The following is a 1,066-nucleotide window of genomic DNA, read 5'->3' as shown; positions in this document are numbered from 1 at the left end:
GGTCGCGCCAGGAGATGGTGGCTTCGCCGGTGAGGCGGCGGGCCATCAGGTCGGTCATGGCTAGGTGGATCATGGCTTCGGAGCGGGCCGGTAGGGTCTCGTAGGCGCGGGCCAGGCGGCGATGGAGCATCAGCCAGCCGTAGGTCCGTTCGACCGCCCACCGCTTCGGTATCGGGGTGAATCCCCTGGTCCCGGGGGTGCGGGTGTCGATTTCCATGTCGATGCCGAGAGTGGCGGCATGCTCGACCAAGTGCTGGCGGTAGCCGCCGTCGACCCACACCTTGCGGATGCCGGGATGGCCGGCGGCGACCTGGTCGAGCAGTTGGGTGCCGGCCACCGAGTCCTGGACACTGGCCGCGGTAACCAGCACCGCCAGGAGGAGGCCGATCGTGTCGGTCACGATGCTCCGCTTCCGACCCACGATCTTCTTGCCCGCATCCGTGCCCTGACTCGTGGCGGGAACGCTGGTGGAGGTCTTCACGCTCTGCGCGTCGATCACGCAGGCCGACGGCTCCGCGTTCCGCCCCTCCTTGTGCCGCACCAACTCCCGCAGCAGACCGTTGAGCTGGGCAAACACCCCTTCCTTCTGCCACTTGGCGACGTAGCCGTAGACCGTCTCCCAGGGCGGGAAATCGTGCGGCAGGTAGCGCCACTGCACCCCGGTGCGGTCCACATAGAGGATCGCGTTCATGATCTTGCGCAGTTCGTGCTCGGGCGGACGTCCGAAGTCCAGGGCCCGGCCGCGGCGCTCGAAGCGCCAGGCCGTCAGGACCGGCTCGATCAACTCCCAGCGGGCATCGGACAGATCACTCGGATATGGACGCCGTTCACTCATGACCTGGGCGTACCGCCTCGAGCCGAGTGCGCCCAGGCGTGCGTCTTCGGCCGTGGAAGCACGGCGTGGACCAGGGCGTCTTGGAATGAGACAGGCGCAAGTCGCATCCCACCCCAGGCGTCACCCCGTCCGGCTCTCAGGACTCCATCGCACCGACAGCCTCACCGACATCGAATCTCTACGGCTCGCAATATAGGCGATACAAGGGCAACTAAGGTGAAAACGACCTCT

At 66.6% G+C, this 1,066-nt stretch carries 1 protein-coding gene; it reads right to left on the bottom strand.

The window, feature by feature from the left end; genetic code table 11:
- A partial coding sequence (locus ABT186_RS47845; protein ID WP_351930737.1) for an IS5 family transposase occupies window positions 1–835 on the bottom strand: 835 nt, incomplete at its 3' end.
- Between the last annotated feature and the right edge of the window lie 231 nt (window positions 836–1,066).

Origin of the sequence: Streptomyces sp. NPDC001634 (assembly GCF_040298185.1) — a bacterium.
Taxonomy (GTDB): domain Bacteria; phylum Actinomycetota; class Actinomycetes; order Streptomycetales; family Streptomycetaceae; genus Streptomyces.
Note: the sequence above shows the minus strand (reverse complement) of the source record. Positions and strands in the feature narration are given on the sequence as shown.